The sequence below is a fragment of the Haloplanus sp. HW8-1 genome, assembly GCF_023703795.1.
Taxonomy (GTDB): domain Archaea; phylum Halobacteriota; class Halobacteria; order Halobacteriales; family Haloferacaceae; genus Haloplanus; species Haloplanus pelagicus.
In genome coordinates, this window is the sequence record NZ_CP098518.1 from 2,345,054 (window position 1) to 2,372,005 (window position 26,952).

Genomic DNA, 26,952 nt, shown 5'->3' on the forward strand with positions numbered 1-26,952 from the left:
GGGTCAGGGCGCTACGGGCGGTCCTGGCGACTCGGCCCTTCGTCGCCGGTCGGGGTTCGGTCGTCGCCGGTTCGATCGCGGTCGTCGTCCTGTCCATCGGTCCGTTCGGCCGTTCGGTCCCGACCGTCGTCATCGTTCCGATCGGTTCCGCCGCCGCCCGAGCGACCGCGCTCGTCCTCGGGGCGGTCGTCGTCGCCGGAACCGGTCGGCTGCGTGCCGTCGTCACGCCCGCCGGACCTGGTGGCGTTGCGATCCCCATCGGTCGTCGCGCCCTCCCGTGTCGCCGTGGCGTGGTCGGCCCTCCCGTCGTCACGGCCGCTCGTCGACGGATCCCCGGCGGCCGTCCCGGCGCCCACCGTGTCGTCACTCCCCGACGTGGCCTCGACGGCCGCGAGGGCGTCGAGGGAGTCGCCGTCACCGTCGGCGGTGCGTTCGAGGATCGTCTCGACGCGCGTCGGCGAGGGATCGCGGCCGCCGGACTCCATGAGCGCTGCCGTCCCGGCGACGTAGGGCGCGGCCGCCGACGTGCCCGCGAGGTCGGCCGCGGCGGGCGTGTCGGCACCCGCCGGCGCGATCAGATCCACGGTGCCGTTCGCGGAGAGCGAACTGTATCCGGTCGGGTCGCCGTCCGTGGCCGCCCCGACCGCCACGACCCGGTCGCTCGTCGCCGGCGCGACCATGCTCCCGTGGGCGGTGGCGTGTTCGAGTTCGTGATGGGCGGCGAACACCTGCACCCGTCCCGGTGCGAGCGCCGGATCGTCGGCGTAGACGGCGAGGTAGTACCGGCCGCGCGGGACGGCGACGTCGATGCCTTCGACGGTCGGTCCCGGACCGCTCTCGTCGGCCGCGGACTTGGCGACGACGCGGTCGGGCGCGTTCGGGAGTCGTCGATAGAGGTAGAGGTCGTAGTCGGCGTCGGACTGCCAGCGCAGGCGGGCGATGACCCGGCCACGGATGCGGTCGCCGTCGGCGAGGTGGTTCGCGGCGTCGTCCTCGGCGAAGGTGACCCACCCGTCGCGGGTCCCCTCGCCCGCCCAGTGGCGGTTGGCGTAGTTCCCCGCGGAGGTGACGAAGACCACGCCCTCGGCGGCCGCCCGTTCCGCGGCGGCGGTGATCCGGTCTCCGTCGCCCGCGACGCTCGGGAAGTAGCTCCCGGAGTCGACGATGACGTCCACTCCGCGGTCGGTCAGCCACTCGACCGCCGTCGCGTACTCCTCGGGCGTCGGCGTGCGTCCCACACCCGCGAGGTAGAGGTCGGCCGACGGCGCCGTCTCCGAGACGACCGCCGCGACGGCGGTGTCGTGAGCCGTCCGCCCCGCCGGGTCGCCGACCTGTCGGCGTGCGACCACGTGAGGAGCGACGACCGTATCACCCGCGTCGAAGCCGCGCCCGATGACGCCCACGTCGACGCCGGTGCCCGTGAGACCCTGGTCGTGGACCGCGTCCGCCCGGACCGAGCGGAGCGCTTCGGCGGTCGCTCCGGCGCCCGACGGGTGGCGCTGTACCGCCGACCCGACGGTCGAGCCGACGTCGCCGTCAACGGCCGTGGCCGCCGCGTCGGGACTACCGCCGGCCGGTACCGGCTGGATCGCAGCCAGAACGACGACGACGGTCAGGAGGGCGATACGGGAACGGGGAGCGCCGAGCATGGCTGATCAGCGGTCGTACTGGTTCCAGACGGCCAGGACGGCGACAACCAGGAGGCCGCCGGCGAGGAAGGCGAGACCAGGGGGCACGAGGCCGAGGAGGGGGCCGGCCGCACTCCCGACGCCGTCGCCGACCCGAGGCGTCGTCCCGGGGCCCCCGAGGTCGACGACGCCCGCGCCGAACGCTCGCTGGATCGCGACTGCACCCACCGCAAGGAGCCCGAGAACGCCGACGAACCGCTCTAGCGAGTCGAGAAACCGCTCTTTGTTCGCGTCCGATCCGACGCAGACGACGAGCGAGTCCTCGGTCGGCGCGTACACCTTCATCTCGCGTCCCTTCACGGAGTAGCGTGTGTCCGCGACCTCGACGAGGCCGACCTCCTCGAGGTTGCCGAGGTGGTGGCGGACGTTCTGGAGGGAGGTCGATACGTTTTCGGCGAGTTCCGACGCCGTCGCGGGGCTCTCTTCCAAGGCGGCCAGGATCGAACGGGCCGTCTCCGACGAGATTGAGCCGATGAGGTCGTCGGCGTCGTCGTCGGTCAGGGACAGCACGCGGAGTTCCCCGTCTCCCTCCGCGCTCACGTCCCCTTCCAACTGTGACGGTAACAGCCCCGACATCACGCCGTGAGTTACCAATACTAACTAAAAACCCTTCGCCAGAATCTCATTCAGTAACTCGGATGACAGTTACGTCAGTCGGTGGCGGTCGGGAGGACGCCGCGCAGATACAGGGCCGCGAGGCAGGCAACGAGCGCAAGGAGGGCGAGGGCGAAGCCGCGGAAGATAGCGTCGAACGGGTAGGTCTCACCGAGGAAGCCGACGGCGCTGCTCCCGGTTGCCTGGACGGCGAGCGCGAGGCCCCCGTAGACGGCGTAGGCGCTGCCGCGGTTGTCGGGGACCGTCCCCAGAACGTACGCGTCGAGGGCCGGAAAGAGACTGTGTGCGACGAGGCCGAGGCCGACGCTCACTGCCACCAAGGCGACGAGCGACCGGACGACGGTCAGGGCCGCGACGCCCGACGCGACGCCCACCCCCAGCGTCAGGATGTAGGGGACGTGGGGGAGGCGGTCGGCGAGCCCACCACCCAGCCAGAACGCCGGCAGGCCGGCGGCGAACGCCACCGTCAGGAGCGTCCCCGCCCGGCCGGCGACCAGTCCCTTGGTCGTGATCAGGTACGTGACATAGAAGTTGAACACGCCCTGCCAGACGAAGCCCGCGCCGCCGACCATCACGACGGCCGCGAGGATGATCCGCCAGTGGGAGAGCGCCGCGACGAAGTCGTGGTCGCCACCCCGGGGAACCCCGCCGTCCAGTCGCCGGGCCACGAGGAACACGAGGAGCGTCAGCGTCGCCCCGAGTGCCGCCAGCAGCCAGAAGACGGCGCGCCACGACTCGACGGCCACGAGGGTGACCGTGAGCGTCGGTGCGACGACCGCCGCCGCCTGTGCGGCCGTCCCGTGGATGCCGACCGCCTGTCCCACGCGGTCGGGATAGAGGTCGCCGATGAGGGGCACCGCCGCCGCGTAGTACGCCCCGGAGGCGACGCCGATGGCGAACGCGCCGGCCTGCAAAAGCGGGAGCGCCCCCGCCGTGGCGGTCAGCGCCGACGCCACCGTGAGGAGGACGCCCGCTCCGAGCACGATCCGCCCCCGCGAGACCCGCGTCACCAGGTAGCCCACGGGGATGCGCGGGACCGCCGTGCCGACCCAGACGAGCGTCGCCACGAGTCCGACCGCTCCCGTGCCCACCTGGAACGTGGTCCGGAACGTCTCGAGCAAGGGGGCAAACGCCACCCGCCCGAAGTTGACACAGAACACCAGCCCACAGAGCGTGCCGAACAGCCGACGTGTCACAGTCGGGGTTCGAGGGGGTCGGTCACAAGGGTTGTGTTCCATCGGGTCTCCCCCCGTGGCGAATAGTATAACGGCCGCCGGGGCGAAGCCGGGATATGATCACCGCAGACCGGATGGCGGCCGTCGACGAGAACGCGGCCGCTCTCGGTGTCCCGCGCAAGCAGTTGATGGAGTCGAGCGGCAACGCCGTCGCGGGGGCGGTGCGGCGGGTCGCCGACCCCGGCGCCGCCGTCGCCCTCGTCTGTGGCCGCGGCAACAACGGCGGCGACGCCTTCGTCGCCGCCCGCTTTCTCGACGACTACGACCCGACGATCCACCTGCTCGGTCGCCCCGAGACAATCGGAACCGACATCGCCCGCGAGAACTGGGCGGCGCTTACGGCCGCCGACTACGACACCCGGATCGTCCGCGACTCGCGGGTCCTCGACCTCGGCGATCCGGACGTCGTGGTCGACGCCATGCTCGGCACGGGCGTGACGGGGGCGCTCCGACAGCCGGAACGATCGGCCGCCGCGGCGATCAACGACTCCGCCGCGACGGTCGTCGCCGTCGACGTCCCCACTGGCGTCGACGCCGACACGGGCCAGGCCGCGGGCGTCGCCGTCGACGCCGACCGCGTCGTCACCTTCCACGACGCCAAGCCCGGCTTGGACGACTACGAGGTGACCGTCGCGGACATCGGCATCCCCGCGGCGGCCGAACTGTTCGTCGGACCGGGGGACCGTCGACTGCTCTCCCGTCCGGGCGACGCTCACAAGGGCGACTTCGGCGAAGTCCTCGTCGTCGGGGGCGGCCCCTACACCGGCGCGCCGGCCCTCGCCGCTCAGGCGGCGATGCGGGCCGGCGCCGACCTCGTCCGCGTGGCCTGTCCTCGCGCTGTCGCCCGCGAGGTCCAGGGGTTCGAGGCGGGGTTGATCCTCCGCCCCTTCGACGGCGACAAACTCACCGTCGAGGAACTGCCACACGTCCGGGACCTCGCGGCCGCCCACGACGCCGTCGTCTTCGGCCCCGGCCTCGGCGACCACGAGGCGACGCTCGCGGCGGTCCGGGCGTTCCTCGCCGACTACGACGGGCGGGCGGTGATCGACGCCGACGCCCTCGCCGTCGTCCCCGAGGTCGACACCGACGCGACGCTCCTCTGTACGCCACACCAGGGCGAACTCCGTGCGATGGGGGGGCCGAGCGCCGACGACTGGCGCGACCGCCTCGACGCCGTCTCCGACTTCGCCGCCGACCTCGGCCACACGCTGCTCGTGAAAGGCGCCCACGACGTCGTTTCGGACGGCGACCGCTCGCGGGTGAACCGCACGGGCAACCCCGGCATGACCGTCGGCGGAACGGGCGACGTCCTCGCGGGCGCCGCCGGCGCCCTCCTCGCCACGCAGGACCCCGTTGACGCCGGCGCCCTCGCCGCGTACGCCAACGGCCTCGCCGGCGACCGGATCGTCGACCGCCAGGGGTACGGCCTGTTGGCGAGCGACCTCCTGTCTGACCTCCCGCGGTCCCTGTGGGGTGGTGCCGATGAGTGAGGACGACCCCGCGGACGACCTGACCCACACCGACGAGTCCGGGTCGGTCCAGATGGTCGACGTGGGCGACAAACCCGACACGGCTCGCCGGGCGGTCGCCGAGGGGACGATCCACCTCCAGCCGTCGACGGTCGCTGCCATCCGCGCCGACGACGTCGAGAAGGGCGATGTACTGGCGACGGCCCGCGTCGGCGCCGTGCAGGCCGTGAAACACACCTGGGAGACGATTCCGATGTGTCACCAGATCCCGATCACGAACGTCGAGACGACGTTCGAGGTGGGCGACGACCGGGTCCACCTCACCGTCGCCGTCGAGACGACCGGCAAGACCGGCTGCGAGATGGAGGCGCTGGAGGGCGTGACGACCGGGCTGAACGTCGTCTGGGACATGGTGAAGGCGGCCGAAAAGAACGCGGACGGCGAATACCCCGACACGGCCATTCGGGACGTGCGCGTGACCGAGAAGACCAAGCGGGAACTAAACTGACTCGACCGCCGTCAGATTGCCGGCCTTGGCGCGGGCGCGCTCGACGACCGACGGCGGCGCCTCGAACTCCAGTACCATCTGCTCCCCTTCGTACTCCTCGGCCTCGACGTTGGCGTGGTCGTGAACCCACGAGACGAGGCTCATGGTGTCGTCGCCCATCGGCAAGACGAGACGCTCGAACTGCCAGTCCGGCAGTTCCGCCTCGATCCGATCGCGGAGGTCGTCGACTCGCTCCCCGGTCAGCCCGGAGACTGCGACGGGATTCGGGGCGAGCGCCGACAGCGCCTCCCGTTTCTCGGCGAACTCCTCGTCGTCGACGCGGTCCACCTTGTTCAACACGGTGACGATGGGTGCCTCGTTGCGCTCGTACAGCGTGTCGTGACAGGTGACGAGTTTCTCACGCATCTCCTCGACGGGTTCGCTCGCGTCCACCACGAGGAGGACGAGGTCGGCGTGGTACACCGAGCCGAGCGTCGATTCGAAGGACTCGACCAGCCAGTGGGGCAGATCCGAGACGAATCCGACCGTATCGGTCAGGAGGACGTCCCGTCGGCCGGTGTCGGCCCGGCGGGTGGTCGTCCCCAGCGTCGTAAAGAGTCGGTCCTCGCTCTCGGCGGTCGTGTCGAGGTCCGGGTGTCGATCCTCGTTTTCCGTCACGTCGAGGTCCTCGGCCAGACGGCGCATCAGCGTCGACTTGCCGGCGTTGGTGTAGCCCGCGAGCGCCACGAGATCGAAGCCGGATTCGCGGCGCTGTTCCCGGCGGGCTTCCTCTTTTTCCGCGAGGCCCTCTAGCTCCCGCTTGATGTCGGCGATCTGGTTTTTGATGTCGCGCTCGCGACTCTCGTCGTACTCCCCGAGTCCCATGAAGCCGGGGCGCTCGTCCCGCTTGGCGAGGCTGGTCTTGGCCTCGGCCCGCGGGAGTTCGTAGCGGAGTTCCGCGAGTTCGACCTGTAACTGTGCCGTGCGGGTCTGTGCCCGCTGCCCGAAGATGTCGAGGATGAGGGTGAAGCGGTCGACGACCTCGGCCCCGTCGGGGAGTTTGCTGCCGATGTTGTACGTCTGGTAGGGGCCGAGACGGTTGTCGACGATCACCGCGCCGGCGTCGCGCTCGGCCGCCAGCGCGGCGAGTTCCTCGACTTTCCCCTCCCCGAAGCCGTAGGCGGCGTCCTCCTCGCGGGTCTGGGTGAGTTCGCCGACCACTTCGTGGCCCGCGGCGCGCGCGAGGTCCGTGATCTCGTCGAGGTCGGCGTCGCCCCGGTCCACGCGCTTGGCGACGATCGCTCTCATCGGTCCATCACCGCCCCGTCGGGTGCCGTATGCGTTCCCTGCACGTTCTAGCGACGAGGTAGGTGCTCGAACCACTTAAACTCCGCTCGCGGCTCGGTACGCGCCACAAACGACTTACCGACGCACGGCCCACGGGGGGTATGGACGGGTTTCTGTTCGCGTTGCAACTGGGAATCGACCCCCAACAACTGGGGATCGAGTTCGGCAGCGGCGCCGTGATCGGGGGGATCATCGGCTTCGCGGCCAAGAAGATCGCCAAGATCGTCGCGCTGATCGTCGGTCTCGAACTCGCGCTGTTCAAGTTCCTCGAATCCCGGGGCATTCTCACCGTCGACTGGGCGGCGCTGTCGGCGGGCCTCCTGAAGACGGGGGAGGGTGCGGCCGGCGGGCCGCCGGGCTGGGTGTCGACGATCCTCTCGACGCTCTCGGTGTCGGTCGGTTTCACCGGCGGGTTCCTGCTGGGCTTCCGGCGGGGATAGTCAGCCGTCGCGACCGAGGTCGATCGTCAGGGCCAGCGACTCGCAGGTGGCCTCCAGATCCTCGATCGCCTCCTCGAACGCCGCCGCCTCGGCGCTCCGTTCCGCGCCGAGCAGGTGGTCGGCGACGACGGAGCCGACCGACCAGTCCAGTCCCATCGCCCCCTCGCCACCCCCACCGGCCATCACCGCCACCTCGCAGGTCTCGTCGTCGCGGAGTTCCATGACGACCACGACCATCAGATCCGAGTTCGTCCGCCAGGAGTCCCACCGCTCCCACGCGATCACGCCGAAAGTGTCACCGAGATATCGAGTCCGATTCATCGCCCGCTTCGGGCCGGTCATCTCGGCAAGCAGGTCGTCGGCATCCTCGCCACGGACGACGACGGTGCCGAACTCCATTATCGGACGTTGAGGTCGTCCTCGTCCTTGACGATCCGGGTTTCGGCCTCGCCGCTCGTCACTTCGTTCACCAGGTCGTAGAACTCGTTTTGCATCCCGGCGGGGAAGGTGAGGACGCCGATCCAGGAGCCGTCGGCCTGCCACTCCTCGCGGTCGAGGTCACCGAACTCGCGGATCTTCGCCTGGGCGCTCCCCGCCTTGTCCGCGGGCACCTGTACCGCGACGGTCACCTCGGCGAAACGGATGGGAATGACGGGACGGAGGGCGTCGAGCGCCTCGTCGACCTGCGTCTCGACCCGCTCCATGGGGTCGACCCGAAACCCCGCCTCCTCCAGGGCGCGTTCGATGCGCTCCGGCGGGTGTGGGGCGTCGTCCATCTGGGGGTTGACCGCGTTCCGGGCGATCCGGTTGATCAACTGCTTGCGCTTCTGTTCTTGCATCTCGCGGCGCTGCTCGGCGGTGATCTGGATCTCGCCGCGCGTGATGACCTCCGGAATGATCTCCAGGGAATCGGTCGTCCCGAATACCTCCTCCAGGTCGTTCTCGGCGGGGCGGTCGCCGCGGGAGGCGTCCTCGAAGACGTCCTCGGCCGCGATGACGTCCTCCAGGTCGCCCTCGAACTCGCCGCGCTTGATGGCCAGCGCCGCGTCGGGATCGACCAGTACCTCGAAGCGCTCGCCGTGGGATTCGAGGCGCGCGGTGACGGCCTCGTCGAGCGAAATCATACGCCGAGGTAGACCCTCCGGGGGTATATACTCTCGGCTACCCCGGCGTCGCCCCCCTCGGCTACCACAGCGCCGGCGACGACGGACCGACGCCGATCAGGAGAGGTTCTCGACGATCTCGACCAGGTCCGCCTTGTCCTGGACGCCGATCAGTCGTTCGGCCTGCTCGCCGTTCGCGTAGAACTCGAGGGTCGGGACGCTGCGGATGCCACGCTCCTGGGCGAGTTCCTGCAGCGCGTCGATGTCGACTTTCAGGACGACCGCGTCCGTCTCGGCGGCGATCTCCTCGACGGTCGGCTCCAGCATCTTGCAGGGGCCACACCAGTCGGCGTAGTAGTCGACCAGGACGACGGCGTGCTCCGAGAGGAGATCGTCCAGGTGGTCGGCGTCTTCGACGTGGATGGGTTCGGACTGCTCCGCGGTCGACTTGCTCATACTGCCACGTAGCCACGCGAACCCCTTAACGGTTGAGCCGTTCCGGTGAACGGACGCACGACCGTCAGGGTCGGCGGTATCTGAGGACGACCCCGTCGTCGACCCGTTCGACGTCCACGAGATCCAGCGCCGGGAAGTCAGCGACGAACCCCTCGCCGTCGGCGAGGGTCGGCGCCTCGCGGCCGCCGATCACGAGCGACCCCACGAACACGCTGAGTTCGTCCACCAGGTCGGCCTCGAACAGCGAGAAGACGAGTTCGCCGCCGCCCTCGGCGAGCAAGCGATCCATCCCGTCGGCGTCCAGTCGATCGACCGCGGCTGGCAGGTCGACCCGCTCCTCGCCGGCCTCGATCACGGTCGCTCCCGCCGCTCGCAGCGTCTCGCGGCGCGCCGCGGGCGCCGCCGCCGAGACGAGCAGGTAGGTGTCGGCGTCGTCGTCCAGTACCGTCGCGTCGGGCGGCGTCCGGGCCCGGGAGTCGGCGACGACACGGGCCGGGTTGGCCGACCGACCGTTTCGCAGGCGTTCGACCCGTCGATCCTCCGATTTCACCCCGAGGTGGGGGTCGTCCGCGAGGACGGTCCCGACGCCGACGAGGACGGCGTCGGCGGCCGCCCGCAGCCGATCCACGCGGGCGAAATCCGCCTCGCCCGAGATCCGAACCTGCCGACGTTCGCGGGTCGAGAGCTTCCCGTCGACGCTCGTCGCCGCATTGACGACGACTTCCATGCCGGACCCTTCGGTCGGGGGAGCAAACCGCTTTCGGTGGCGGCACGGCCGATGGAGCGCGGCCGGCGGGCGAGGTTTTTATGAGCCGGCGACCAACCCCTCACCCGATGCAACTCGACGATCATGCCGAGGACCTCGCCTCCGACCTCGGCGTAGACAAAGCGGAGGTCAAAGACGATCTGGAGAGCCTGCTGGAGTACAACGTCCCCATCGAGGAAGCGAAAGCGAGCGTCCGCCGGAAACACGGCGGCGACGGCGGGTCGTCGGCGACGCCGACGACGAAGTCCCTCGCCGACGTCTCGCCGGAGGATGGGTCGGTGACGGTCACCGTTCGCGTACTGACCAAGGGGACCCGCTCGATCCGATACCAGGGGGAAGATCAGGTCATCCGAGAGGGAGAGTTCGCCGACGGGAGCGACCGCATCGCCTACACCGCGTGGGAGGCGTTCGACTTCGAACCCGGCGACTCGATCACCGTCGGCAACGCGAACGTCCGCGAATGGGAGGATGATCCCGAACTCAACCTCGGGACGAACACGACCGTCGCGCCGGCCGATCCGGTCGAAACGTCCTACGAGGTGGGTGGCGAGCGCGACCTGATCGACCTCGAACCCGGCGACCGAGGCCGCACCGTCGAGGTGACCGTCCTCGACCTCGAACGACGGACCATCGACGGCCGCGACGGCGAGACGGAGATCCTGTCGGGCGTCCTCGCCGACGAGAGCGCTCGCCTCCCGCTGACGGACTGGGATCCCCACGACGAACTCAGGGAGGGAGCGTCGCTCCGCCTCGCCGACGTGTACGTCCGCGAGTACCGTGGCGTGCCACAGGTGAACGTCACCGAGTTCTCGACGGTCGAGCGCCTCGACCGCGAGATCGAAGCGCCCGACAGCGCCCCGCGGCTTGGGATCGGCGAGGCGGTCGACGCCGGCGGCCTGTTCGACGTGGAACTCGTCGGCAACGTGATCGAGGTGCGCGACGGCTCCGGCCTCATCGAGCGGTGTCCCGACTGCGGCCGGGTCGTCCAGAACGGTCAGTGTCGCGCCCACGGCGACGTGGAGGGCGAGGACGACCTCCGGGTCAAGGCCATCCTCGACGACGGCACGGGCACGGTGACGGTCGTCCTCGATACGGCTCTCACCGCGGAGGTGTACGGCGGCGGGATCGACGACGCGAAGGCCGCGGCCCGAGACGCCATGGACAAGGCGGTGGTGGCCGACGAGATCCGCGACCGGATCGTCGGCCGCGAATATCGCGTTCGCGGCTCGCTCTCGGTCGACGAGTACGGCGCCAACCTCGACGCCGACACGTTCGAGGAGCGGACGGACGATCCGGCCGATCGGGCGCGTGAACTGCTCGCGGGGGTGGCGCGATGAGCGCCGGCGACGACGCCGGCCCCGGGCGCCGCGAGGTGGCCCACCGGCTCTTCGCCGCCGAGTTCGACGACGCCACCGTCTCCTACGCCGAGAGCGACGAGGAGCGCGCACCGAAGTACGTCGTCACACCGACCGGCGCGCGGGTGAACCGTCTCTTCGCCGTCGGCGTCCTCACCGAAGTCGAGTCGGTCAACGAGGACGTCCTCCGCGCCCGCGTGGTCGACCCCACGGGCGCGTTCGTCTCCTACGCCGGCCAGTACCAGCCCGACGCGGCCGCCTTCTTCGAGCGGGCGTCGTCGCCCTCGTTCGTCGCGCTCACGGGGAAGGCCCGGACGTTCGAACCCGACGACGGCGATCGGATCTACACCTCCGTCCGCCCGGAGAGCGTCGCGGAGGTCGACGCCGAAACCCGGGATCGGTGGACGGTGTCGGCCGCCGAGGCGACGCTCCGACGGATCGACGCGATGGCCGACGCCAAGTCCCTCGACGCCGAGGGCGACGCGCTCGAAGCGGCGCTGCTGGACCGCGGGTACGACCCGTCGCTCGCGGCGGGCATCCCCATCGCCCTCGACCGGTACGGGACGACGACCGCCTACCTCGACGCCCTCCGGGAGGTCGCGCTCGACGCGTTGGCGGTCGTCGCCGGCGACCGCGACGCCGTCCGGTCGCTCGACCGCGCGCCGGCCGACGCGGGCACCTCGTCGCTCGGCCCCCTCCCGGCCGCGATGACCGCCGACTCGATCGACGACGAGGCGCAGACCGTCGACGCGACGGCCGCCGGGACCGACGAAGGCGAGCGCACGGCCGGGAGCGAGGCGACCGCGCCGGACGTCGAGGGGACACCGGCGGACGGCGCATCCGCCGGGGACGCCGACGCCGCCGCTGACGAGCCGGACGCGGACGATTCGACGCCGACGGCCGCGGAGTCCGCCGGCGGTGCGCCGGACGATTCGACGCCGACGGCCGCGGAGTCCGCCGGCGGTGCGCCGGGCGATTCGACGGTGGTCGAGGAGTCGGACGAACTCGGCGACTTCGACGACGACGACGACCTCTACGAACTCGACGAGGAGGAGCGCCGGGAGGTCGAGGAGTCCTTCGACGTGGGATTCGAGAGCGCCGCCGAGGTCGACGATCCGGGCGAGGCGGGTATCGACGTCCCCGGTCCGGAGGAGGTCGCGGAGGCCGCGGAGGCGACGGGCGAGAGCGCCGCGGCCGACGACGAGGGCGGAGCGGTTGACGACGGGGCCGAGTCAGAGGCCGAGGAGTCGGACGCCGAGAAGGCAGCGGCCGACGTCGATCTCGAAGCCGCCGCCGTCGACGCCATGGCGGCCCTCGACGACGGCGACGGAGCGGCCCGGGACGACGTCGTCGCGGCGGTCGTCGACGAGTACGGCGCCGATCCCGGCGAGGTGGCCGACGCCATCGAGGACGCCCTGATGAGCGGGAAGTGTTACGAGCCGAGCGAGGACAGCCTGAAAGCGATCTGATGGCGCTCGTCGAACCGGTTCCGGACGCGCCCGCCGCGGTGGCCGACTGCGGCGACGAACGGGCGCTCGTCGTGGCGGACTACCACGCCGGCATCGAGATCGGCCTCCGGTACGAGCGCGGGGTCGAACTCCGGAGCGACGCCGGCGGGCGTCGCCGGCGGTTGCTGGCGCTCGTCGGGCGCACCGACCCGGACCGGGTGCTCGTCATCGGCGACCTGGTCCACCGGATCGGCGACCCGGGCGAGGGGGAACGCGACGAACTCCTCGCCCTCCTCGACGCCCTCGACGTCCCCCTGACGCTCGTCCCCGGCAACCACGACGGCGGCGTCGCGGACGCCTACGGCGACCGGATCGAGGTGACCGACGCCGGCGGCTGTCGGCGCGGCGACGTGGGGTTCGTCCACGGACACACCTGGCCCAACCGGTCGGTGCTGGGGGCGTCGACGGTGTGCATGGGTCACGAACACCCGCAGGTCCGCCTCGAAGACGAGGTGGGCGGCGGCCGCGCGGAGAAGGCGTGGCTCCGTGGCTCGCTGCGGGTCGATCCCTTCGCCGACGAACTCGGCGTGGTGCCCGATGCGCTCGCGTGGACCGATCCGGGCCCGGAACTCGTCGTCTTCCCCGCGTTCAACGACCGATCGGGCGGGACGTGGATCAACGTCGAGGGCCAGGCGTTCCTCGCACCGTTCCTCCCGGACGCCCTCGGCGACGACGCGGAGGCGTACCTGCTCGACGGGACGCGGCTAGGGCCGTACCGACTGATCTGACCCGGTGTGATCAGGCGCCGGGGACGCCGAACGCCCCGATCCCGACGCCGAGTCCGGCGTTCACGACGAAGAGGATGGCCAGCGCCGAGAGCCAGGCGACGACGCCCATCACCGCGGCGGTTCCCCAGCCCCCGGGATACCGCCACTTCAGTACGCCGATCCACACGATCAGCGCGACGACGGGGCCGACGAGCGGGATCCACGACACGAGCGCCCACCCGACGGCGCCGAGGAGGGCGGTGAGGACGGCGCGACCGTAGTCGTCGACGTCCGCGACGAGTCGCCCGCTGACGTAGATGGCGAACCCGCCGACGAGCAGGGCGACGACGAACGCGACGAGACCACCGACGAGCGCACCGACGAACGGAACGGGCATACGTGAGGATGCGGGCCCATCCCGCTAACCCTTGTGGCTCGTGCCGGTGGCCGGGGTCGTCCGGATCGGCCGTCCCCCGAACGGTGATCTTAATCGGCTCGCGCGACTACGGCGGCCGATGGCAGACACGGAGTCGGCGGGGATGGACGCGTTCACCCACCTCGGCGAGCGGGTTCGGGCGGCGCTCTCCGAGCGTGGCTTCTCGACGCCGACGGAGCCACAGCGGCGGGCGATCCCTCCGATCGCGGCCGGCGAGGACGCCCTCGTTCTCGCGCCGACGGGAACGGGCAAGACGGAGACGGCGATGTTGCCGGTGTTCGACGCGATCCACCGCGCCGAGGACCGCTTCGGGATCTCGGCGCTGTACATCACGCCGCTTCGCGCGCTCAACCGCGACATGCGCGAGCGGCTGGACTGGTGGGGCGAGTACCTCGACGTCGAGGTAGACGTCCGCCACGGCGACACGACGCAGTACCGACGGGGGAAGCAGGCCGACGACCCGCCGGACGTGCTGGTGACGACTCCCGAGACGTTGCAGGCGACGCTGACGGGCGAGAAGTTGCGGCGGGCGCTCTCGGACGTGGCCCACGTCGTCGTCGACGAGGTCCACGAACTCGCGTCGTCGAAACGAGGCGCACAGTTGACGGTGGGCCTGGAGCGCCTGCGCGACCTCGCCGGCCCGTTCCAGCGGATCGGCCTCTCGGCGACGGTCGGGTCGCCCGGCGAAGTGGGGCGCTTTCTCACCGGCGACCGCGGCTGTGAACTCGTCGAGGTGGACGCCGGTACGAACGTCGACTTCCGAGTGCGAGAGCCCGAGGTCACCGAGGAGGACGAGGCGCTCGCGGGCACGCTGGCGACGGAGGTGGACATCGCCAGTCACGTGCGGGCGATCCGGGACGTCGTCGCGGCCAACGAGTCGACGCTGATCTTCGTCAACACGCGCCAGACTGCGGAGGCCCTGGGCTCGCGGTTCAAGCGGCTCGACGAACCGATCGGCGTCCACCACGGATCGCTCTCGACGGAGGCCCGGATCGAGGTGGAGGAGGCGTTCAAGTCGGGCGAGATCGACGGTCTGGTCTGTACCTCCTCGATGGAACTCGGCATCGACGTGGGACGGGTAGACCACGTGATCCAGTACGGGAGTCCCCGGGAGGTGGCGCGCCTGCTCCAGCGAGTGGGGCGTGCGGGCCACCGCCGCGATGCCGTCTCCGAGGGGACGATCCTGACGAGCCACCCCGACGACACGATGGAGGCGCTGGCCATCGCCCGCCGGGCGGTCGCCGGCGCCGTCGAACCGGCGACGATCCACCACGGCAGCCTCGACGTGGTGGCCAACCAGACGGTCGGACTCGTGATGGACCACGGCGAGATCGACGCCCGCGAGGCCTACGAGACGCTGATCCGGGCCTACCCGTTTCGGGACCTCTCGGCGTCCCAGTTCCGAGACGTGGTGCGCGAACTCGCCGCGAACCGCCTCCTGTGGCTGGACGAGGACGCCGACCGCCTGGAGAAGTCGGGCGGGACGTGGCGCTACTTCTACGCCAACCTCTCGATGATCCCCGACGAGGAGACCTACGAGGTGTACGACCTCTCCTCGCGTGAGACGATCGGGACGCTCGACGAGAAGTTCGTCCTCAACTTCGCCGGGCCGGGCGAGACGTTCATCCAACGCGGCGAGATGTGGCGGATCACGGAGGTCGACGAGGAGGAGTCACGCGTCGAGGTGACGCCCATCGAGGACCCCGCGGGCGAAGTGCCGTCGTGGACGGGGCAAGAAATTCCGGTGCCCGCGGCCGTCGCCGGCGAGGTCGGCGAGATGCGCGACGTGGCGACGACGCAGTTCGAGGGCGGCGCCGACCGCGCGGCCGTCGCCCGTGAGTTCCTGTCCCGGTATCCGGGCGACGAACACACCGTCTCCGGGGCGCTCGATCCCGTCGAGCGGCAGGTCGAGGTCGGCGCGCCGACGCCCACGACCGAGCGTCTCGTCGTCGAGGGACAGGGCCGTGGCGTCGTCCTCAACGCCCCGTTCGGACACGAGGTGAACGAGACGCTCGGCCGCCTGTGTTCCGCCCTGATCGGCCAGAAGACCGGCTCCTCGGTGGGGATGGAGGTCGACCCCTACCGGATCGAACTCGAAGTCCCGGGCCGCACCGGCCCGTCGGACGTGATCGAGGTGTTGGAGACGACCGATCCCGCTCACGTCGAGGGCCTGCTCGAACTCGCCCTGAAGAACTCCGGGACGCTGAAGTTCACGCTGGCGCAGGTGGCCGCGAAGTTCGGCGCGCTCAAGCGATACCAGGGTCGGGGTCGGTTCGGCGCCGACCGCCTGCTGGCCGCGCTGGAGGACACGCCGATCTACGACGAGGCGGTCCGCGAGGTGTTCCACCGCGACCTCGCCGTCGAGGCGACCGCGGCGGTGTTGGAGCGGATCCAGTCCGGCGGGATCGAACTGGTGACCGCTCGGGAGCATACGCCCATCGGCACGGGTGGACGCTCCAGCGGCCGGGCACTGCTCGTCCCGGAGAACGCGGACGCGAGCGTCGTCGAGACGCTGAAAGAGCGGATCCGGAACGACCGCGTCATTCTCGCCTGCCTCCACTGCACGGAGTGGACGCGGAAGACGAAGGTCAGGCGGGTGCCCGATCAGCCGCGGTGTCCGGAGTGTGAGTCGACGCGGATCGCCTCGCTCAACCCGTGGGCCGACGAGGCGGTGCAGGCGGTCCGTGCCGACACGAAAGACGAGGAGCAGGAACGGTTGACCGAACGCGCCTACCGGTCGGCCAACCTGGTCCAGAGCCACGGCAAGCAGGCGGTGATCGCCATGGCCGCCCGCGGGGTCGGCCCGCACAACGCCGCCCGGATCATCGCCAAACTCCGCGAGGACGAGGCCGACTTCTACCGCGACATCCTCGAACAGGAGCGCCAGTACGCACGGACGCAGTCGTTCTGGGACTAGAGTCCGGCGTCCCGGAGGTACGCCTCGACGTACGGGTGGAGGTCCGGGAAGGGGGCCTCGAAAATCCGGAGTTCGGCGTGTTGGTCGTCCGCGACGAAGGCGTCGCTTCGCGGCCGGACCACGACGCCGACGACGAGGTAATGTTTCGTCGGCACGTCGTCGAACTCGCTGCGCTCCCAGAAATGTTCGTAGACGCCGAGGCGCTCCTCGACGTCGACGGCGACGCCGAGTTCCTCGCGAGCCACCCGGTCGATGGCGTCGTCGATCGCTTCGTCTTTCAGCACGCGGCCGCCGGGGACGAACCACTCGCCGCGTCCGGGCCGGTTCTCCCGCTTGCCGAGGACGACGCCGCCGTCGTGGCGGACGATCAGGTCGACCGAGACGATGGGGACGTTGCGGACGACGGTTCGCCAGGCGTCTTCGGGGATCGGCCGGTCGGTCATCGTCACCGGCTACGTCGCGGGGGGGTTTGAATCCCGTTCCGCGAGCGACGGCGCCACGGCATCGAGCGCCGCCTCGAACTGCGCGGCGTCCAGCCGTACCTCGTCGGCGTGGTCGTTTGCCTCGGCGCCCGGATAGGCGTCGGCCACCGCCCGCACGGCGAGCATGGCTGCTTCCCGGCAGACGGCGGCCAGATCCGCCCCGGAGTAGCCCGCCGTCCGCGTCGCGAGGGCGTCGAGGTCGACGTCCTCGCCCAGCGGTTTCCGGCGCGTGTGGACATCGAGGACGGCCCGCCGGGCGGCTTCGTCGGGCGCGGGAACCTCGACGTGGGATTCGAGGCGGCCGGCCCGGAGGAGGGCCGGATCGAGGACCGCCTTCCGGTTCGTCGCCGCGAGGACGATCAGGTTGGGGTTGTCCGCGACGGCGTCGAACTCGGTCAGGAGTTGGGAGACGACGCGCTCGGTCACCTCGCTGTCCCCCCGGTCCCGATCCGTCGCCACGGCGTCGATCTCGTCGAAGAAGACGATGGCTGGTGCGGTCTGGCGGGCGCGGTCGAACACCTCGCGGACCGCCTTCTCGCTCTCGCCGACGTACCGATCCAACAGTTCCGGCCCCTGGACGCGGACGAAGTTGACGCCGCTCTCCGCGGCGACGGCCCGCGCGAGCAGGGTCTTGCCGGTTCCCGGCGGCCCGTAGAGCAGGACACCTGAAGGCGGGTCGGCGTCCGCCGCCTCGAACAGCGGGCCGTAGGTGAGCGGCCACGTGACCGCCCGCTCCAGCGTTGCCTTCGCCTCGTCGAGGCCGCCGACCGATTCGAACCCCTCGGTCGGTGTCTCGGAGACGTACTCGCGCATGGCGCTCGGATCGACGGCGGCCATCGCCGCCTCGAAGTCCTCGCGCGTGACCGCGATGTGGTCCGTGGCCGTCCCCTCGCGCCGGGCGCGCCGGAGCGCCGACATGGCCGCCTCCGTCACCAGCGATTCGAGGTCGGCACCGACGAATCCGTGGGTGCGGGCGGCGAAGCGGTCCAGATCCACGCCGTCGGTCAGGGGCATCCGGCGCGTGTGGACGTCGAGGATCTCGCGGCGCCCCGCCTCTCCGGGGACCCCGATCTCGATCTCGCGGTCGAAGCGGCCGCCTCGGCGGAGCGCGGGATCGAGGTCGTCGACGCGGTTGGTCGCGCCGATGACGATCACCTCGCCGCGGGCTTCCAGTCCGTCCATCAACGAGAGGAGCTGGCCGACGATCCGGTCTTCCATTCCGCCGCCGTCCTCGCGTTTCGGCGCGAGGGAGTCGATCTCGTCGAAGAAGACGATCGCGGGGGCGTCCTCGCGGGCCCGTTCGAACACCTGCCGGAGCCGTTCCTCGCTGTCGCCCTTGTACTTCGAGACGATCTCCGGCCCCGAGACGGAGATGAAGGTGGCGTCGACCTCGTTCGCGACCGCTTTCGCGATCAGGGTCTTGCCGGTCCCCGGCGGCCCGTAGAGCAGGACGCCCTTCGGCGGGTCGACGCCGAGGCGGGTGAACAGTTCGGGCTCCGACAGTGGGAGTTCGATCATCTCACGCACGAGGTCGAGTTCGTCGTCGAGACCACCGATATCCTCGTACGTGACGCCGGTCGTCGGGCGAGTCGTCGCGGCGCCGCCCCGGTCGTCGGCGGTCCCCGCTCCGTCCTCCTCCGCCGTCAGCCCGTCGTTCTGGACCGTCGCGTCGGGCGTGGCGCCCCTGTCGTCGCCGTGTAGGCGGAGATCCGTCCCCTCGACCACGCGGACGGCGCCGTCGGGGCGCGTCTCCCGCACGACGAACGCGTCCGCATCGAGACTCTCGGCGTGGATCCGGTCGCCGGTGCGGAGCGGACGGCCGTCGAGCGCCCGCCCGAGTTCCCGCCGGGCCGACTCGCGGGCGACGTCGACGCTGTCGGGCGCCGAGAGGACGACCGCCTCGGCGTCGGCGACGTCGGCGGTCCGCACACGGATCGTGTCGCCGACGGCCACACCGGCGTTGGCCCGCGTCCCGGCGTCGACGAGGATGGCGTCGTCGGGGACGCCGGCCCGTGCCGGCCAGAGCTTCGCGACCGTCGTCCGATCGCCCTCCAGCAGCACGGCGTCCCCACTCAGGACGCCGAGGCGTCGCCGGGCGGCCTCCGGGAGCCGAGCGATGCCGCGGCCCGCGTCGCGCTTCTCGGCGCTGTGTACCGTGAGTTCGATCCCGGCGCTCTCGCTCATCGGCCGACCGTAGGGACGGGCGGGCCTTTACCCTTCCCTCCCGGTCCCGTCGCGGTGGCCGACGAGCGCGCCACAACCGTTTTACCATCCGCCGCCGACCGATCGTCGTGGTCCCGGACCTGATCGTCGTCCCCGTACTGTTCGTCTCGCTGGGGATCGCCGGCCTCTACACGGGCTGGAAGCGTCGGCGTATCCACGCCCGGATGACCGCGCTCACGCCGACACCCGTCGAAGCGCTCTCCCCGCCCGGTCCGGTCGAGATCCAGGGGACTGGGACGCCGGTCGACGACCTCGTCACCGCACCGATCACGGGGCGACCCGCCGTCCTCGCCGCCTGGACGATCGAGGAGTGGGACGAACGCGGTGACACGTCCCGATGGCGCGAGGTCGCCCGTGGCATCGAGGCGGCCGCGTTCGGCGTCGACGACGGCTCCGGATCGGTCCCCGTCGGCCCACTCTCGAAACGCGAGACTGCGGGCAGATGGACCCAGACGGCCGGTGTCAGCGCCACGAACGGCGTCCGGATCGACGACGTACTCGCCGAGTTCACGTCGTTCACGGTCGAGGCGGAACTCGGGCCGGCGGAGACGCCACCGGTCGAGATCCGGCGACTCCACCGGGACCACGGTCTCGACGGGGCGCCCGACCCGGTCACGGACGCCGCCGACGTCGACCGGCCACACGGCACGCGGCGCTACACGCAGGGCGTCCTCGCTCCCGGCGACTGGGTGTACGTCCTCGGGCGGGTCGAGGAGCGCGACGGCACGGCCTCGCGACCGGAGTCGGCGATCGTGACCACGCCCCGGGACGGTCCCCTTCTCGTCTCGGATCGGGAGGAGTCGACTCTGGAGTCGACTGTCGCCGCCGCCGCCCGCACCTGGCTCGTCGCGGGCACCGTCTCGTCGCTCGTCGGCCTCGCCGGCCTCGCCGCTCTGCTGTGAGCCGTCCGGGGCGCCCCGTCACCCGTCCGACCGGCTGGTCCGGACGTTCGAACACCTAATATTCCTAGATCGTGGCGTATGCGAACCATTATACAGACGGGCGAAAACGTGGTTGATATGTCACTTCGAGACGTAACGCACGTCAAGAAAGCCTGCGCCTACGTCACCCGAAACGAGTCGGAACTCCTGGTCTTCGAGGGGCCGGGACACGACGGGCTTCAGATCCCCAAAGGAACCGTCGAACCGGGGGAGCGACCCCGCGACGCGATGGTTCGCGAGACGGTCGAGGAGAGCGGGGTGGCGACCTTCGAGGGACTGACTCACCTCGCGACCGACGTCTGGACTCGTCGGGAGTCGCCGCCCAAGCGGTACGTTCGGAGCTTCTATCACGTCCCCGTCCACGAGCCACGCGACGCGTGGACCCACACCGTCACGGGCACGGGACCGGAACGGGGGGCGCAGTTCGAGTTCTCTTGGGTCGACCTCCCGACCGACGCCGCCTTCGCACTCGACCTCGACGACTACCTCCACACGCTGGGCGGGGGGGTCGGCGACCGGGCGGACGCCGACGGCGGCGTCGCGGCCGACTGATCGGTCGGCGGGGGTGGGCGGTGCGGTCGTCGTCACCGACCCGCTTCCTGTCACTCCGCGACCGGCTCGAACACGGGTTCGCCGTCCTCGAAGGATAGCGACAGCCACGCCTCGATCGCGACGTCTTCGGGTGCCTCCCGGGCGAGCGCCTCGGAGACGCGGAACTCGGAGAGGTGGCCGGTGTCGCGGATCCAGGCCACGCGAACCGTCTCGGGGTCGTAGGTACCGATGGTCGAGAGCGCCGCTGCGACCGCGCGCTCGTCGTCCGGGAGCACGACCGGGAGCTTCGCCTTGCGCAGCGAGTTGCTGGTGAGCGCGTTGGTGTACACCTGATCGAGGTCGAGTTCGTCGACGACCCGCCGGGTCGTCAGGTCGGCCACCCCGAGTCCGTTGCCGTTGCCGTGGGTAGCCTCGGTGAGCCCCCGGACGACGATGCGGTCGATGGCCGGCGTCTCGGGATCGTCCGTATTCAGCACTCGATACCGGCCGGTGACGTTGGTGTCCATGCCCGCACCCGAGATGTCTTTGCCGATGCGGTCGACGACCAAGACGTCGATGTCGTCGTACGGGAGCGTCGGCATGTACTCGTCGGCGGCGGCCTTCAGCGGCTCTTCGGCGTCCGGCAGGGCGTCGGCGGGGACGCCCTCGATGGCGGCGGTGCGGTCGTGGAAGTTCTCGACGATGGCGATCCCGCCCACCAGCGGCGCCGCGTCGCGGATCACCTCGAATCCCGCCTCGATGACCGGCACGTACCCCTCGTCGAGCGCGTGTTCGTGGGCCGCCTCCGCGCCGGCCTGTTTTCCGAGGCCGATAGTCGTCATCTTCGTCAGCCCGCTCTCGAAGCGTCCCGTGAAGTTCGTGTGGGCCTTCACGCGGTTGACGACGATGATGCCGTCGGCCTCCAGCGCGGCCGTCGAGAACGGCACCGGCGCCCCGACCGCCGATTCCCCGAGGACGGTCGTATCCATCCGGGCGTCGATCGGACAGCCGAGGGCGTCCTCCGTGAGGCCGATGCCGGCCAGCGTCTCGCGTTGCCCCTCCGCGGTCGCTCCGCCGTGACTCCCCATCGCCGGGACGGCGACCGGTTCGAACCCCCGGTCGCGGAGTCCGTCGACGACGGCCCGTGCGACCGGTACGATGTCGTGGATACCGCGGCTCCCCAGGCCGACGGCGACCGTGGCGCCGTCGGAGAGGTCGCCGAGCGGCAGCGTGTCGAGTTCCGTTCGGGTCGTGCCCGGTACGTCGTCGAGTTCCGGGGTCTCGGGATCGTACCGTACCGCCGCGAACCGCGGCAGCGACGGTGACGGCAGCACCGCGTCGATGACGTCGCCGTCGGGAAAGCGCATGGTCGTACGTGGCGACAGCCCGATGTAAACCCTGTCGGTGCCGGTGCGCGGGCGAGTTCACGTAGACATTTGACACCGGGCGACGAACCCTCGTCCATGGCGATCGAAACCGATACGCGTGTGGCGGCATCGAGCCCGACGGACACACCGGCCGACGACGGCGCGATCCGGGTGGTGACGATCCGTGCGTGACTACAGCAACCGGTCGACCCGGCGGGCCGAGGCCCGCGACGTGCGGATCACCGACGTCGAGACGGCCGTGATCGAGGGGAACTTCGACTGGAACCTCGTGCGAATCCACACCGACGCCGGCGTCACCGGCCTCGGCGAATCCTACCGTGGCGGCGCGGTGACGGACATCATGGACTACATGGCCGACTTCCTCGTGGGCGAGAACCCGCTGGACGTCGAACGGCTCTTCCGTCGGATGGTACAGGAGACCTCCGGACACGGCGGCACGACGGGGAAGGTGGTGACCGCGGCCTCGGGGGTCGAGATCGCGCTCTGGGATCTCGCGGGGAAGCTTCTCGACGTCCCGACCTATCAACTGCTTGGGGGGAAGTACCGCGACGAGGTGCGCATCTACTGTGATCTCCACGCGGGGGAGGCATACGCCGTCGACACCGGCTACACCGAGTACGGCGAGTCGAAATCCTACCGCCCTGCAGCGTACGCCGAGACGGCCGAAGAGGCCGTCGAGATGGGCTTCGACGCGATCAAGTTCGACCTCGATACGCCATCAGACAACGATCCGGATCCGTTCAACGGCCGGCTTTCAGCGGCCGACGTCGCGGAGAAAGGCGAGATCGTCGCGGCGGTCCACGAGGCCGTCGGCGACGACGCCGAAGTCGCCTTCGACTGTCACTGGGACTACTCGATCGACAGCGCGAAGCGCCTCGCCCGCGCGCTGGAGCCCTACGATCTACTGTGGCTCGAAGACGTCGTGCCGCCCGAGAACGTCGACGCCCAACGGGAGGTCGCCCGCTCGACATCGACGCCGCTCGCGACCGGCGAGAACCGCTTTCGCGTCCACGAGTTCTCTGACCTCCTCTATGAGTTCGCCGTCGACGTGGTGACGCCCGACCCCACAACGTGTGGCGGCCTCGCGGAGTCACGGGCCATCGCCAGTCGGGCCGAGGAGAACTACATCACGTTCTCGCCGCACAACGTCTGCAGCCCCGTGGGGACGATGGCCTGTGTCCACCTCGGGGCATCGGTCGCCAACTTCGGCTACCTGGAGTACCACGCCCTGGAGGTCGACTGGTGGGACGACCTGCTCGTTCGGTCGGACCCACTCATCCGTGACGGCCGGATCGCCGTGCCCGAGACGCCGGGACTCGGCGTCGAACTCGACGAGGACGTCGCCGCCGAGCACGCCAAAGGCGACGGCCTCTGGTCGTAGCCGCCCCGCGCGGTCGTCAGACCAGCGACGGATCGAACGGCTCCGCAGGGGTCTCGACCGTCCACACCGTCCCCGACCCGTCCGGATCGATCAGGCTCACTCGGTCGTGGTCGTAGTGGGCGACGACCAGTCGACCCGTCTCCGGAATCGCGGCCCCGGCGAACGCGGGCGCCGGGAGGTCGACGCGTTGGTCGTCGGCGAGGGAGTGCAGGACGGCCCGCTCCCGGTCGAGCACCCACGGGGTACCGTCCGCCGCCACGACCGCCCAGGGCCGTCCACCGACGTCGTGGCGCGTTCGGTCCGAGAGTCTCGGATCGAGTTCGGTCACCGTTCCGTCGTCCCGACCCGGGACGAACAGCCGTCCGGTGGCGACCGTCGCCTCGTAGGGGTTCGTGCCGACCGGTGCCACCGCCGAGCGGCCGGACTCGGTGACCCTGGCGATTCGCCCGCCAGCCTGATCAACGGCGTAGACAGCGCCGGCACCCGCGTCGACGCCCTGGATCCGCGCCTCGGTGCCGAGGTCGACCGTCCGTCGGAGACGGCCGGCGGCGGGGTCGACCACCGAGACGGTCCCCTCGGCTCGACTTCCGACGAACGCCAGTCCGTCGCGGACGGCGACGTCGTGAGGCTCCGCGCCGACGCCGACCCGATCGACCAGCCGCAGCGCCTCGCAGTCGACGACCGCCAGCGCGTCGCCGCCGGTGCAGGGGACGAGCAGGCGGCCGTCGTCGGTGACCGCGAAGTGTGACGGGCCGAGGACCCCGAGGTCGATCCGGGCCACCCCGCCGTCCCTGATCGCGGCGACGGCGCGCTCGCCCATCGTCGCCACGAAGACGGTTCCGTCGACCGTCGCGAGGTGAACCGGATGCGAGCCGACCGGAATCCGCCCGCGTTCGCTCCCGTCCCCCCCGTCGAGCAGGAGTACGCAGTCCGCGCCGGCACAGGGGACGGCGACGAGCATCAGCCGGTACAGGAGAAGCCGCCGTCGTCGTCGCCGCCGACGGAGCCGGTGGTTTCGACGACCGTCGTCGTCTTCGTCTCGACCGGATAGCGCCCGCGGAGCGTCTCGGGGACGTTCGCCCACTCCCCGAACCCGCCGTCGTACAACCGGACGTCTTCGGCCTGGAGCGCACGCAGGACGAGCCAGGTGTTCGTCGGGTTGACGTTCCCCTGTCCGTACACGACGGTCGGACCGTCCATGTCGACGCCGGCCGACTCGAAGTACAGCCCGGCGAGCGTTCCCGGTTCGGCGAGTTGCTGGCCGTTCACGTTACCGGTCCAGTGGACGTCGACGGCCCCGGGAAGGTGGCCGTGACGAGCGTTCGAGTCGACCAGTTTGGCGGCGTTTCGCGCACCGAGATACGCCTCGGGCGGTCGAACGTCGATCAACCCAGGCCCGTCGGCGTTGAACGAGCCGACCCGATCGGCGATCCAGTCGCGCGTCACGATCAGGTCGTCGTTCGGAGACGCCTCGTACCTCGTCTCGACTGGGACCCGCGATCCGACGCCGACTCGTCCGTTCCAGGCCTCGTAGCCGCCATTGAGCACCGTGATCTCGCCCTCGTGACCGAGATATTCGAGGGCGAAGACGACCCGAGAGACACGGGCGCCGACGCTACTCCCGTAGACGACGACGTCCCGGTCGGGGGTCAGGCCGACCGATCCGAGCGTCGACGCGATGGCGTCCGCGTCGGGGACGAGTCCCGACTCGCGCTCGGCCCGTGCGGTCACCGATTCGACGGGGACGCGACGCGCCCCGTAGACGTGCTCCCGACGGAACCGTTCGCGACTCCGGGCGTCGAGGAAGACGGCCGACTCCGCGGTCAGTTGGTCCGGACCGCGGAAGTACGCGACGTTGCCGCGAATCGACGCGGCGCTGGCCACGTCGGCGGGCGTACTGATGCCCGCACACCCCGCGGTGCTCGCGACGCCGGCCCCCGCCGCGGCCGCCAGCAACGAGCGGCGAGTGACGTCGCCGTCGGCACCGGCATCGTCGTCGCTCGTGTCCTCCGAGTGATCGTCGCCCATCTACAGTTCGTGCCCGCAGGCACAGTTGCCGATACAGTACGTGGTGCCCGTGCCCTTCGCGGCGATGTCGATGCCGAGCGTCGCCATCGTCCCCAGCATGTCGGCCGCCGTGTCGGTCTGGGGTCGCACGCGCCCGGCCGTCGCCCCGTAGGGCTTCGAGCCGACGGAGATCGTCTCGACGATTTCGCCGGCCGCGTGGTCGAGCACTTTCACCTCGTCGGCGGTCTGGACCGGAACGTAGAGTTTCTCCTGGTTCGGCCCCCACGTCCCGACGAAGGCCGACCCGCCGAGATCGATCCGGTCGGTCACTTCGGCGGACGCGAGGTCGACGACCGTCACGTCGTTCGTATCCGCGGTGAAGACGTATCCGACCGCAGAGTCCGGGCCGATCTCGCTCGTCAACGGCAGTTCGCCGAGGCCGTCCTCGCTCGTCAGGCGGGCGACCTCCTCGGGGTTCGCCGGATCGCTGATATCCCAGACGCTCTCCGTGCCCGTCTCCCCCTCGTTGTTCTCGACGAGCATCGTCTCGCCGTCCCAGGCCGCGGTGTCCATCCACGGGCGGACGGCGTCGGCGCCGGCCGTGGGTTCGACGGCCACCTGGTTCGCGATCTCGAACGACTCGACGTCGATGATCGAGAGCGTGTCGCCGAAGATGTCGGGGACGTAGGCGTACTGCCCGTTCGGGTGGATCGTCACGTCACAGGGGCCCGGTCCCTGGTTCTCGCCACGGCCGCCCTCGGGCTTGCGGTCGATCTCGGCCGTCACCTCGCCGAACGTCCCCGACGTCGGATCGGCGTCGAGTCGGTACTGCATGTGGGTCGGCTCCCTGGCGCTGACGACCAGATGCGAGCCATCCGGGGTGACCTCCTGCCAGTTCGCCCCGGAGCCGGTCTCGAACGACATCTCCTCCGAGAGCGAGGCGGCGGTGAACGCCCGGACCCCGTCTTCGACGTTGAGCCACATGACCGACTCCTCGGTCGCGAGTTGGTCGACGACGTACTGGTTCGAGGGGAACGACGACGTGGCGCCCAGATAGGCGGTCGTCACCAGTTCGTCGGCCGCGGCGTCGATGACGCTCACGGTCCGGTCGCCGGTGTTGAACACGAACACCGTCGGCGGGCCGCCGTCGCCCGAACCGCCTCCCGTGCCGTCGTCGGACGATCCTGCACAGCCGGCCGTCGCGGCCATCCCTGCCGCGGCCGAACCGGCGAGGAGCCGGCGGCGGGAGACGCGCCCCGATTCGTCCCCCGACGCGCGCTCGCCCCCTCGGTTCGGATAGAGTGCTTCGCTTCCGGACGTATCGCTCATTACCGGAACTACCGGCCCGACGGGGATAGGTACACCGGAGCGATGAGCCATTGCCCTTTATCCGAGTATGAAGAAAATATTGCCGGCTTCGGGGTCAAGGGGCAAGGCTGCACCGTACCGTCAGAGCGAGACGCCGGGAGG

Annotated in this window: 25 protein-coding genes; 10 read left to right on the plus strand and 15 right to left on the minus strand. The window is 70.6% G+C overall.

Features of this window, described 5'->3' with window-relative positions:
* Nucleotides 1-11: 11 nt before the first annotated feature.
* From NBT82_RS12440 to NBT82_RS12450, 3 genes are all read right to left on the minus strand, one after another.
* Complete coding sequence (locus tag NBT82_RS12440) at nucleotides 12-1,649, minus strand: S8 family serine peptidase (RefSeq protein ID WP_251328436.1); 1,638 nt, start codon at nucleotides 1,647-1,649, stop codon at nucleotides 12-14.
* Between the two features lie 6 nt (nucleotides 1,650-1,655).
* Nucleotides 1,656-2,264: an ArsR/SmtB family transcription factor gene (locus NBT82_RS12445; protein WP_251328437.1), complete on the minus strand. Its 609-nt coding sequence runs from the start codon at nucleotides 2,262-2,264 to the stop codon at nucleotides 1,656-1,658.
* A 74-nt stretch (nucleotides 2,265-2,338) separates the two neighbouring features.
* The gene (locus NBT82_RS12450) at nucleotides 2,339-3,499 is read right to left on the minus strand and encodes an MFS transporter (protein ID WP_251328438.1); all 1,161 of its coding nucleotides are present in this window, start codon (nucleotides 3,497-3,499) and stop codon (nucleotides 2,339-2,341) included.
* A 95-nt stretch (nucleotides 3,500-3,594) separates the two neighbouring features.
* Between NBT82_RS12450 and NBT82_RS12455 the strand changes: the two genes are divergently transcribed.
* Together NBT82_RS12455 and moaC are read left to right on the plus strand one after the other, a co-directional pair.
* Nucleotides 3,595-5,028, plus strand: a complete 1,434-nt coding sequence (locus NBT82_RS12455; RefSeq protein WP_251328439.1) for an NAD(P)H-hydrate dehydratase — start codon at nucleotides 3,595-3,597, stop codon at nucleotides 5,026-5,028.
* Complete coding sequence (moaC, locus tag NBT82_RS12460) at nucleotides 5,021-5,515, plus strand: cyclic pyranopterin monophosphate synthase MoaC (protein ID WP_251328440.1); 495 nt, start codon at nucleotides 5,021-5,023, stop codon at nucleotides 5,513-5,515. The genes NBT82_RS12455 and moaC overlap by 8 nt, the downstream gene beginning before the upstream one ends.
* On the opposite strand, the gene hflX is transcribed toward moaC, so the two are convergent.
* Nucleotides 5,507-6,802 (minus strand): GTPase HflX, encoded by a 1,296-nt coding sequence (gene hflX / locus NBT82_RS12465; RefSeq protein WP_251328441.1) that lies wholly within the window; start codon nucleotides 6,800-6,802, stop codon nucleotides 5,507-5,509. The two genes, moaC and hflX, sit on opposite strands and share 9 nt — an antisense overlap.
* Nucleotides 6,803-6,954: 152 nt before the next feature.
* On the opposite strand from hflX, the gene NBT82_RS12470 reads away from it, so the two are divergent.
* Nucleotides 6,955-7,281, plus strand: coding sequence for an FUN14 domain-containing protein (locus NBT82_RS12470; RefSeq protein ID WP_251331285.1), 327 nt, complete (start codon nucleotides 6,955-6,957; stop codon nucleotides 7,279-7,281).
* Here the strand turns inward: NBT82_RS12470 and NBT82_RS12475 are convergent, their stop codons facing one another.
* From NBT82_RS12475 to NBT82_RS12490, 4 genes are all read right to left on the minus strand, one after another.
* The gene (locus tag NBT82_RS12475; protein ID WP_251328442.1) at nucleotides 7,282-7,680 is read right to left on the minus strand and encodes a hypothetical protein; all 399 of its coding nucleotides are present in this window, start codon (nucleotides 7,678-7,680) and stop codon (nucleotides 7,282-7,284) included.
* On the minus strand, nucleotides 7,680-8,405 hold the full coding sequence (locus NBT82_RS12480; RefSeq protein ID WP_251328443.1) for a ribosome assembly factor SBDS: 726 nt from the start codon (nucleotides 8,403-8,405) through the stop codon (nucleotides 7,680-7,682). The genes NBT82_RS12475 and NBT82_RS12480 overlap by 1 nt, the downstream gene beginning before the upstream one ends.
* Before the next feature lie 96 nt (nucleotides 8,406-8,501).
* Nucleotides 8,502-8,840: a thioredoxin gene (gene trxA / locus NBT82_RS12485; RefSeq protein ID WP_251328444.1), complete on the minus strand. Its 339-nt coding sequence runs from the start codon at nucleotides 8,838-8,840 to the stop codon at nucleotides 8,502-8,504.
* 64 nt (nucleotides 8,841-8,904) lie between these two features.
* On the minus strand, nucleotides 8,905-9,567 hold the full coding sequence (locus NBT82_RS12490; protein ID WP_251328445.1) for a 2,5-diamino-6-(ribosylamino)-4(3H)-pyrimidinone 5'-phosphate reductase: 663 nt from the start codon (nucleotides 9,565-9,567) through the stop codon (nucleotides 8,905-8,907).
* A 107-nt stretch (nucleotides 9,568-9,674) separates the two neighbouring features.
* On the opposite strand from NBT82_RS12490, the gene NBT82_RS12495 reads away from it, so the two are divergent.
* Genes NBT82_RS12495 through NBT82_RS12505 form a run of 3 tightly spaced genes read left to right on the plus strand, consistent with a single transcriptional unit; the run spans nucleotide 9,675 to nucleotide 13,197 of the window.
* On the plus strand, nucleotides 9,675-10,943 hold the full coding sequence (locus NBT82_RS12495; RefSeq protein WP_251328446.1) for a Single-stranded DNA binding protein: 1,269 nt from the start codon (nucleotides 9,675-9,677) through the stop codon (nucleotides 10,941-10,943).
* Complete coding sequence (locus tag NBT82_RS12500) at nucleotides 10,940-12,430, plus strand: RPA family protein (protein ID WP_251328447.1); 1,491 nt, start codon at nucleotides 10,940-10,942, stop codon at nucleotides 12,428-12,430. Before NBT82_RS12495 ends, NBT82_RS12500 begins: the two co-directional genes overlap by 4 nt.
* A complete protein-coding gene (locus NBT82_RS12505; protein ID WP_251328448.1) occupies nucleotides 12,430-13,197 on the plus strand; it encodes a metallophosphoesterase in 768 nt (255 codons plus the stop codon). Before NBT82_RS12500 ends, NBT82_RS12505 begins: the two co-directional genes overlap by 1 nt.
* Before the next feature lie 10 nt (nucleotides 13,198-13,207).
* On the opposite strand, the gene NBT82_RS12510 is transcribed toward NBT82_RS12505, so the two are convergent.
* Complete coding sequence (locus NBT82_RS12510; RefSeq protein ID WP_251328449.1) at nucleotides 13,208-13,573, minus strand: hypothetical protein; 366 nt, start codon at nucleotides 13,571-13,573, stop codon at nucleotides 13,208-13,210.
* Between the two features lie 118 nt (nucleotides 13,574-13,691).
* Between NBT82_RS12510 and NBT82_RS12515 the strand changes: the two genes are divergently transcribed.
* Complete coding sequence (locus NBT82_RS12515; RefSeq protein ID WP_251328450.1) at nucleotides 13,692-16,529, plus strand: DEAD/DEAH box helicase; 2,838 nt, start codon at nucleotides 13,692-13,694, stop codon at nucleotides 16,527-16,529.
* Here NBT82_RS12515 and NBT82_RS12520 read toward each other — a convergent pair.
* Complete coding sequence (locus tag NBT82_RS12520; RefSeq protein WP_251328451.1) at nucleotides 16,526-16,972, minus strand: GDP-mannose mannosyl hydrolase; 447 nt, start codon at nucleotides 16,970-16,972, stop codon at nucleotides 16,526-16,528. The two genes, NBT82_RS12515 and NBT82_RS12520, sit on opposite strands and share 4 nt — an antisense overlap.
* 9 nt (nucleotides 16,973-16,981) lie before the next feature.
* The gene (locus NBT82_RS12525; RefSeq protein WP_251328452.1) at nucleotides 16,982-19,195 is read right to left on the minus strand and encodes an AAA family ATPase; all 2,214 of its coding nucleotides are present in this window, start codon (nucleotides 19,193-19,195) and stop codon (nucleotides 16,982-16,984) included.
* Nucleotides 19,196-19,302: 107 nt separating this feature from the next.
* On the opposite strand from NBT82_RS12525, the gene NBT82_RS12530 reads away from it, so the two are divergent.
* Both NBT82_RS12530 and NBT82_RS12535 read left to right on the plus strand, forming a co-directional pair.
* Nucleotides 19,303-20,136, plus strand: a complete 834-nt coding sequence (locus NBT82_RS12530) for an E3 ubiquitin ligase family protein (protein WP_251328453.1) — start codon at nucleotides 19,303-19,305, stop codon at nucleotides 20,134-20,136.
* Between the two features lie 117 nt (nucleotides 20,137-20,253).
* The gene (locus NBT82_RS12535) at nucleotides 20,254-20,727 is read left to right on the plus strand and encodes an NUDIX hydrolase (RefSeq protein ID WP_251328454.1); all 474 of its coding nucleotides are present in this window, start codon (nucleotides 20,254-20,256) and stop codon (nucleotides 20,725-20,727) included.
* Between the two features lie 50 nt (nucleotides 20,728-20,777).
* On the opposite strand, the gene NBT82_RS12540 is transcribed toward NBT82_RS12535, so the two are convergent.
* Complete coding sequence (locus NBT82_RS12540) at nucleotides 20,778-22,073, minus strand: nickel pincer cofactor-dependent isomerase, group 22 (protein ID WP_251328455.1); 1,296 nt, start codon at nucleotides 22,071-22,073, stop codon at nucleotides 20,778-20,780.
* A 184-nt stretch (nucleotides 22,074-22,257) separates the two neighbouring features.
* On the opposite strand from NBT82_RS12540, the gene NBT82_RS12545 reads away from it, so the two are divergent.
* Nucleotides 22,258-23,475 carry a mandelate racemase/muconate lactonizing enzyme family protein gene (locus tag NBT82_RS12545; protein ID WP_251328456.1) on the plus strand — a complete coding sequence of 406 codons (1,218 nt, stop codon included), beginning with the start codon at nucleotides 22,258-22,260 and terminating at the stop codon, nucleotides 23,473-23,475.
* A gap of 16 nt (nucleotides 23,476-23,491) precedes the next feature.
* On the opposite strand, the gene NBT82_RS12550 is transcribed toward NBT82_RS12545, so the two are convergent.
* Genes NBT82_RS12550 through NBT82_RS12560 form a run of 3 tightly spaced genes read right to left on the minus strand, consistent with a single transcriptional unit; the run spans nucleotide 23,492 to nucleotide 26,811 of the window.
* Nucleotides 23,492-24,436, minus strand: a complete 945-nt coding sequence (locus NBT82_RS12550) for an NHL repeat-containing protein (RefSeq protein ID WP_251328457.1) — start codon at nucleotides 24,434-24,436, stop codon at nucleotides 23,492-23,494.
* A complete protein-coding gene (locus NBT82_RS12555) occupies nucleotides 24,436-25,503 on the minus strand; it encodes a sulfurtransferase (protein ID WP_251328458.1) in 1,068 nt (355 codons plus the stop codon). The genes NBT82_RS12550 and NBT82_RS12555 overlap by 1 nt, the downstream gene beginning before the upstream one ends.
* Nucleotides 25,504-26,811 carry a YncE family protein gene (locus tag NBT82_RS12560; protein ID WP_251328459.1) on the minus strand — a complete coding sequence of 436 codons (1,308 nt, stop codon included), beginning with the start codon at nucleotides 26,809-26,811 and terminating at the stop codon, nucleotides 25,504-25,506.
* Nucleotides 26,812-26,952 lie beyond the last annotated feature (141 nt).